Source organism: Nocardia brevicatena NBRC 12119, from assembly GCF_000308495.1.
Taxonomy (GTDB): Bacteria; Actinomycetota; Actinomycetes; order Mycobacteriales; family Mycobacteriaceae; genus Nocardia; species Nocardia brevicatena.
Genome location: NZ_BAFU01000079.1, coordinates 1 through 8198, shown reverse-complemented (window position 1 = coordinate 8198; position 8198 = coordinate 1). Strand labels below are relative to the sequence as shown.

Sequence of the window (8198 nt, the reverse complement as noted above, 5' to 3'; positions counted from 1 at the left end):
CGCTCACCGAATACGACACGGTCGCGCAGGCGGTCGTGCTCGTCCACTCCGACGACCGCTCCGGTGACCGGCTCGTCGCCTATGTGGTTCCCGCCTCGGGGGTCGCTGTCGATACGGAGACACTGCGCGGCTACCTGTCCGACCGACTGCCCTCGTATATGGTTCCGTCGGCGTTCCTGGTGCTGGACGCCCTGCCGCTCAACGCGAACGGCAAACTGGACCGCAAGGCCCTGCCCGAACCCACCTTCGAGAAGGCGGTTTTCCGAGCGCCTACCACCCCGGTGGAGGAGATCGTCGCCGGTGCCTTCGCCGAGGTGCTGGGACTGTCCGGGGGGCGTCGGGTCGGTCTGGACGACGACTTCTTCGAACTGGGCGGCAACTCGCTGATCGCCACCCGCGTCGCCGCCCGGGTGGGTGCCGCGCTCGGTATCAGCGTGCCGGTGCGGCTGCTGTTCGAGGCGTCCACCGTGGCCGCGCTGGCGGCACGGGTGGAACAGGGCGCGGGCGGTGCCCGCGCGGCGCTGGTCGCCGGTCCGCGGCCGGAGCGGGTGCCGTTGTCGCTCGCCCAGCAGCGCATGTGGTTCCTGAACCGCTTCGACGCGCAGTCGGCGGCCTACAACCTGCCGGTCGCGGTGCGGCTGTCCGGGGAGCTGGATGTGGACGCGCTGCGTGCCGCGATCGGTGACCTGATCGGCCGGCACGAGGTGCTGCGCACCGTGTACCCGGAGACCCCGCAGGGTCCGGTGCAGGTGATCCTGCCGGCCGCCGACGCGGTGCCGGACCTGGATGTGCGGGTGGTTTCGTGGGCCGAGGTGGAGACCGCCGTGGTGGCGTTGGCCTCCGCCGGTTTCGATGTCACCGCCGAGGTGCCGCTGCGGGTGGCGCTGTTCGAACTCGTGGGCGATGAGCGCCGCAACGGTTCGTCCGGAACCGCGGCGGAATATGTGCTGGCCATGGTGGTGCACCACATCTCCGGTGACGGTGCGTCGATGGCTCCGCTGGTCCGGGACCTGATGACCGCCTACGCGGCCCGCACCGCGGGCGAGGCGCCGGGCTGGGCGCCGCTGCCGGTGCAGTACGCCGATTACGCGATCTGGCAGCGGGAGCTGCTGGGCGACGAGTCCGATGCGGAGTCGTTGGCGCACAAGCAGGTCGAATACTGGAAGTCCGCGCTGGCGGACCTGCCGGAGCAGCTGGACCTGCCGACCGACCGGCCGCGCCCGGCGGTGCAGTCCTTCGCCGGTGGCCGCGTAGAGGTGCGGATCGACGCCGAGATCCATCGCGCATTGGTGGAGTTGGCGCACGACCGGGGCGCGACGCTGTTCATGGTGGTGCACAGCGCGTTCGCGGTGCTGCTGTCGCGCCTGTCGGGGACCGACGACATCGCCATCGGCACCCCGATCGCCGGACGTGGCGAGGCGGCGCTGGACGATCTGATCGGTATGTTCGTCAACACCCTGGTGTTCCGGACCCGTATCGACCGCGGCGAATCGTTCACGGATCTGTTGGCGCGGCAGCGCGATATCGATATCCAGGCGTTCGCCAACTCGGATGTGCCGTTCGAGCGGCTGGTCGAGGTCCTGAACCCGGCCCGCTCCACGGCGCGGCATCCGCTGTTCCAGGTGGGTCTGGCCTTCCAGAACATGGGTCCATCCGGTCTGGAACTGCCGGGCCTGGCCGTATCCGCGCTCGATATCGATGCGGCACTGTCGCAGTTCGACCTGAATCTGATCGTCGCCGACGACTATGACGAGACCGGCGCGCCGGCCGGTATCGGCGGCTATCTGACGTACGCGACCGCCTTGTTCGACGCCCCGACGGTGCGGCGCTTCATCGACCGTTTCGTGCGGCTGCTCGGTGAGGTCGCCGCGAATCCGGCTGCCGCGGTGGGCGACCTGGACATTCTCGATCCGGCCGAGCGGACCGAGGTCCTGGTGGGGTGGAACGACACCGCCTATCCGGTCGATCCGGAACCGCTGCTGTCCGGCTACACCCGGGCCGCGGCCGCCCACCCGGACCGGGTCGCGGTGGTCTACGAGGGTACCGAGCTGACCTACCGGGAATTCGACGAACGGGTCAACCGGTTGGCCCGCCTGCTCATCGCCGAGGGGGTGGGGCCGGAGTCGCTGGTCGGTTTGGCGGTGCGGCGCTCGCTCGACCTGGTGGTCGGCATGTACGCGATCATCACCGCCGGCGGTGCCTACGTGCCGCTGGATCCGGACCATCCGGCCGAACGCATCGGCCATATCCTCGATACGGCGCAGCCGGTGTGCGTGCTCACCACAACCGCCGACGCGGTGCCGGTGCCGGAGAACACCCCGGTGCTGCACATCGACACCGCCGACACCGCCGGCTTCGACGCCTCCCCGGTGCGGCCGGAGGAACTGCGGGGTCCGGTGCGGCCGGACAACCCGGCGTACGTGATCTTCACCTCCGGTTCGACGGGCCGCCCGAAGGGTGTGGCGGTATCGCACCGCGCGATCAACAACCAGATCGTCTGGATGCTCGCCGAATACCCGATGAGCGCTGACGACGTCTACTTCCAGAAGACGGCGACCACCTTCGACGTCTCGCTGTGGGGTTACTTCATGCCGCTGCGGGCGGGCGCGACGCTGGTCGTGGCCACCCACGACGGCCACCGCGATCCCGGTTACATCGCCGAGGTCATCGCGGCACGGAAGGTGACCGTCACCGACTTCGTGCCGTCGATGCTCACGGTGTTCGCCACACACACCTCGGCCGGGGCTCTCGAGACGTTGCGCGATGTGTTCGTCATCGGTGAGGCGCTGCCGCTGGAGACCGTCGCCGCGGTGCGGGCCATCTCGACCGCGGGCGTGCACAACCTGTACGGGCCGACCGAGGCCGCGGTGTCGGTTACCTACTGGCCGGCCACGGGTGCCGAACGTACCAGTGTCCCGATCGGTGTGCCGCAGTGGAACACCCGTGTCTACGTGCTGGATTCCCGCCTGCGGCCGGTGTCGCCGGGTGTGGTGGGCGAACTGTATCTGGCCGGTGACCAGTTGGCCCGCGGCTATGTGGCCCGGACGGACCTGACCGCCGACCGGTTCGTCGCCGATCCGTTCTATCCGGGTGCGCGCATGTACCGCACCGGTGACCTGGTGCGGTGGCAGCAGGTCACCGGCCGGGCGGTGCTGGACTACCTGGGTCGCTCCGACTTCCAGGTCAAGTTCCGCGGTCAGCGCATCGAACTCGGCGATATCGAATCGGCGCTGCTGGCGCAGCCGTCGGTGAGCCAGGCGGTAGCGCTGGTGCTGCCGTCCGAGATCGGCGACCAGCTGGTGGCCTACGCGGTGCCCGCGCCCGGCCATGAGATCGACCAGGCGGCGCTGTTGGACGCGGTGCGGGAAACCCTGCCCGCATACATGATTCCCGCCGCCGTCGTCGGCCTGGCCGAGTTCCCGCTGAACACCAGCGGCAAACTCGACCGCAAGGCGCTGCCGAAGCCGCAGTTCCAGACCCGCGAATTCCGGGCCCCCACGACCCCGATCGAGGAGATCGTGGCCGAGGTGTACGCCGAGGCGCTGGGCGTGGAACGGGTCGGCGCGGACGACGACTTCTTCGAACTGGGCGGCAACTCGCTGGTCGCCACCCAGGTGGCGGCGCGTCTCGGCGCGGCATTGAACGTCCGGGTGCCGGTGCGCGACCTGTTCGAGGCGTCGACGGTGACGGCGCTGGCCGCCCGTGTCGAATCCGGAACCCGTGGCGCGCGGGCCGTGGAATTGGGCGATATCGTCCGGCCGGAACGGCTGCCGCTGTCGCTCGCGCAGCAGCGCATGTGGTTCCTGAACCGGTTCGAGCCGGAGTCGGCGGCCTACAACGTGCCGATCGCCGTCCGGCTGACCGGCGACCTGGACGTCGAGGCGTTGCGCGCCGCCGTCCGCGACCTGGTGGACCGCCACGAGGTGCTGCGCACCGTGTATCCGGAGACCCCGCAGGGTCCGGTGCAGGTGATCCTGCCGGCCGCCGACGCGGCACCGGATCTGCACGTGCGGACCGTCGCCCCCGCCGAGGTCGAGGCCGCGGTCGTGGCGCTGACCCGCACCGCCTTCGACGTCACCGACGAGGTGCCGCTCGAGGTGGCGCTGCTGCGGATCGCCGACGAGAACGAAACCACGGAGGTCGCGCCGGAATACGTGCTGGCGTTGGCGGTGCACCACATCTCCGGTGACGGTTCGTCGGTGGGTCCGCTGGTGCGCGATCTGATGACCGCCTACGCCGCCCGCACCGTGGGCGAGGCGCCGAATTGGGCGCCGCTGCCGGTGCAGTACGCCGACTACGCCGTCTGGCAGCGGCAGCTGCTCGGTGACGAGTCCGATCCGGAATCGTTGGCGCACAAGCAGGTCGAATACTGGAAGTCCGCGCTGGCGGACCTGCCCGACCAGCTGGACCTGCCGACCGACCGGCCACGCCCGGCGGTGCAGTCCTTCGCCGGTGGCAAAGTGGAATGGCAGCTGGACGCCGAAACCCATCGCGCGCTCACCGAGTTGGCGCGCGCGGAGGGCGCGACGCTGTTCATGGTGGTGCACACCGCGTTCGCGGTACTGCTGTCGCGGCTGTCCGGCAGCGACGACATCGCCATCGGCACCCCGATGGCCGGTCGTGGCGAGGCGTTGCTGGACGACCTGATCGGTATGTTCGTCAACACCCTGGTGTTCCGCACGCAAGTGGACCGCGGTGCGGCGTTCACGGATCTGTTGGCGCGGCAGCGCGATATCGATATCCAGGCGTTCGCCAACGCCGATGTGCCGTTCGAGCGACTGGTCGAGGTGCTGAACCCGACCCGGTCCACGGCGCGGCACCCGCTGTTCCAGGTGGGTCTGTCGTTCCAGAACCTGAGCCTGGCGAACCTGGAACTGCCCGGCCTGACGGTGTCGGGTATCGAAACCGACGCCGAGGTGTCGCAGTTCGATCTGCATCTGATCATCAGTGACCGCTACGGCGCGGCGGGCGAGGCCGAGGGCATCGCCGGGCACATCACGTACGCGACCGATCTGTTCGACCGCGAAACCGTGCAGGGCTTCCTGGACCGGTTCACCCGCCTGCTCACCGGCCTCGTCGCGAATCCGCGCACCCCGGTCGGCGATATCGAACTGCTCGACGCCGCCGAACGCGCCCGGATGATCACCGGCCGCAATACCACCGAGTATCCGGTGGAAGCCGCGGCCACCCTGGCGTCGTTGCTGGATGCCACGGTAGTCTCCGCGTCGCGGTCGGTCGCGCTGGTGACCGACGACGGCACCCAGCTCTCCTACGGTGAACTCGATGCCCGGGTGAACCGGTTGGCCCGGCACCTCATCGACCGCGGTGTGGGGCCGGAGGACCGGGTCGCGCTGGCGCTGCGGCGTTCGGTGGATCTGGTCGTGGCCATGTACGCCGTCGCCAAGGCCGGTGGCGCGTATGTGCCGGTGGATCCGGACCAGCCCGCGGAGCGGACCGGCTACATCCTGGAAACCGCGGCACCGGTGTGTGTGCTGACCAACGCCGAGGCGGAGTTCACCACCGATACCGCGCCGGTGGTTCGCGTGGACGAGGTGGATCTCACCGAGTACAGCCTCGCGCCGGTCACCGACACGGACCGGGTCGCGCCGCTGCGTCCCGAGCACACCGCGTACGTGATCTTCACCTCCGGCTCCACCGGCCGCCCCAAGGGTGTCGCCGTCGCACACGCCGCCATCGCGAACCAGCTGCAGTACCAGACGGTGGAGTTCGGTCTGGATGCCGCCGACGCGGTCCTGCTCAAGACCGCGGCGACCTTCGACCTGTCGGTATGGGAGTTCTGGACGGCCGCGGTCTGCGGCGGTCGCCTGGTGATCGCGTCGCCGGACGGCCACCGCGATCCGGCGTATCTCAACGATCTGATGCGCCGCGAATGGGTAACCACCCTGCACGTGGTGCCGTCCATGCTGGAGGCGCTGCTGGCCGACGGTCTGGTCGACTCGCTATGGCGGGTGCTGGCCATCGGTGAGGCCCTGCCGGGCGCGACCGCGCAGCGGTTCCTGGCCGAGCATCCGCGTATCGAGCTGTTCAACCTGTACGGCCCGACCGAGGCGGCGGTGTCGGTCACCACCCACCGGGTGGCCGCGGTCGACCGGACGTCGGTGCCGATCGGTGCGCCGCAGTGGAACAGCCGGGTGTACGTCCTGGACGAGCGGCTGCGGCCGGTGCCGGACGGTGTCGCAGGTGAGCTGTACCTGGCGGGCGCGCAGCTGGCACGCGGCTACTTCGGACGCGCGGATCTGACCGCGGACCGTTTCGTGGCCGATCCGTTCAACCCGGGTGCGCGGATGTACCGCACCGGTGACCTGGTGGCATGGAAGGCCGTCCGCTCGGCTCGCGGGGCCGACCACGCGGTGCTGGACTACCGGGGTCGTACCGACTTCCAGGTGAAGATCCGCGGTTTCCGTATCGAGCTCGGTGAGATCGAGGCCGCGCTGCTGGCGCTGCCGGGAATCGCACAGACCGCGGTGCTGGCCAAGTCCGACCCACACACCGGCGACCGTCTCGTCGGGTACGTGGTGCCCGCCGACGGCGAGATCGATCCGGCGCGGGTGCAGGCCGAACTGAACCGGACGCTGCCGTCGTACATGGTGCCGTCGGCGTTCGTCGTCCTGGATGCGTTGCCGTTGAACGCGAACGGCAAGCTGGACCGCAGGGCGCTGCCGGAACCGGAGTTCGAGGCCGCCCGGTTCCGCGCCCCGACCACCCCGATCGAGGAGATCGTGGCGGGCGTGTTCGCCGAGGTGCTCGGTGTGGATCGGGTCGGCGCGGACGACGACTTCTTCGCCCTCGGCGGTAACTCGCTGCTGGCGACGCAGGTGAGTGCCCGGATCGGTGCCGCGCTGGATACGCAGGTGCCGGTGCGGACACTGTTCGAGGCGTCGACGGTGGCGGGGCTGGCCGCGAAGGCCGAGCAGCAGGCCGGCGCCGGTGCCCGCTTGGCGCTGGTCGCGGGTCCGCGGCCGGAGCGGGTGCCGTTGTCGCTCGCCCAGCAGCGCATGTGGTTCCTCAACCGGTTCGAGCCGGAGTCGGCGGCCTACAACGTGCCCGTCGCTGTCCGGTTGTCCGGGGATCTGGATGTCGAGGCGCTGCACGCGGCAGTCGGTGACCTGGTGGGACGGCACGAGATCCTGCGCACCTACTACCCGGATACCGAGCAGGGGCCGGTGCAGGTGGTGCTGCCGTTGCGCGAGGCGCAGCCTGACCTGGATGTTCGGACGGTCACGCCGGCCGAGGTCGAATCCGCCGTCGTGGCACTGACCTCCACCGTCTTCGACGTCACCACGGAGGTGCCGCTGCGGTTGGCGCTGCTGCGGATCGGCGACGAGCCCGAAACCACCGGTGCGAACGAATACGTGCTGGCCATGGTGGTGCACCACATCTCCGGTGACGGTTCGTCGGTGGCTCCGCTGGTGCGGGATCTGATGGCCGCCTACGCGGCCCGGATGGCCGGTGAGGCGCCGGGCTGGGCGCCGCTGCCGGTGCAGTACGCCGATTACGCGGTCTGGCAGCGGGAGCTGCTGGGTGACGAGTCCGATGCGGAGTCGTTGGCGCACAAGCAGGTCGAATACTGGAAGTCCGCGCTGGCGGACCTGCCCGACCAACTGGACCTGCCCGCCGACCGGCCGCGTCCGGCCGTCCAGTCCTTCGCGGGTGGCAAGGTGCGGGTGGACATCGACGCCGAACTGCACACCGCGTTGAACGAACTGGCCCGCGCGGAGGGCGCGACGCTGTTCATGGTGGTGCACACCGCGTTCGCGGTACTGCTGTCGCGCCTGTCGGGTACCGACGACATCGCCGTCGGCACTCCGATGGCGGGTCGCGGTGAGGCGGTGTTGGACGAGCTGATCGGTATGTTCGTCAACACCCTGGTGTTCCGGACCCGTATCGACCGCGGCGAGTCGTTCACCGAGCTGCTGGCGCGTCAGCGCGAGACCGACCTCCGGGCGTTCGCGAATGCCGATGTGCCGTTCGAGCGACTGGTGGAGGTGCTCAACCCCGTCCGGTCCACGGCACGGCACCCGCTGTTCCAGGTGGGCCTGTCGTTCCAGAACCTGGCACAGTCCAGCCTGGAGCTGCCGGGCCTGACCGTGTCCGGGCTCGATATCGATACCGAGCTGTCGCAGTTCGACCTGCATCTGATCGCCGGGGACCGCTACGGCGAGTCGGGCGAGCCCGCG

The 8198-nt window shown here is 69.7% G+C and carries 1 protein-coding gene; it reads left to right on the top strand.

What is annotated here, in order from left to right; translation table 11 throughout:
• A partial coding sequence (locus tag ON20_RS22700) for a non-ribosomal peptide synthetase (protein WP_040838435.1) occupies nt 1-8198 on the top strand: 8198 nt, incomplete at both ends.